Below are 252 nucleotides of genomic sequence, written 5' to 3'. Positions count from 1 at the left end.
GTAATGCACATGATCAGGAAAGGACAGATGAAATGTGCGGGCAAAGACCCGTCGTCTGCTTCCCAGCAGTTTTACTCCCTTGTGTCATAAGCAATACTTATCATATCGACATTTCTCGTCCCGACACTGAACCGCCCCGGGATTTCCGGAGGCTCCACTTCTTGAGAAAATGGAGCTATGGAAAACACGAAGAAGAAGTGCCCAAGGTACTCGCCTGAAGTTCGTGAGCGGGCTGTGCGAATGGTTCTGGAA

At 50.0% G+C, this 252-nt stretch carries 1 pseudogene; it reads left to right on the top strand.

The window, feature by feature from the left end:
• Nucleotides 1–90: pseudogene (locus AB3X89_RS40730) on the top strand (IS6 family transposase); the annotation flags it as partial.
• Nucleotides 91–252: the final 162 nt, after the last annotated feature.

Source organism: Paraburkholderia sp. BR14320, from assembly GCF_040948665.1.
In the GTDB taxonomy this organism is placed as follows: domain Bacteria; phylum Pseudomonadota; class Gammaproteobacteria; order Burkholderiales; family Burkholderiaceae; genus Paraburkholderia; species Paraburkholderia youngii.
Note: the sequence above shows the minus strand (reverse complement) of the source record. Positions and strands in the feature narration are given on the sequence as shown.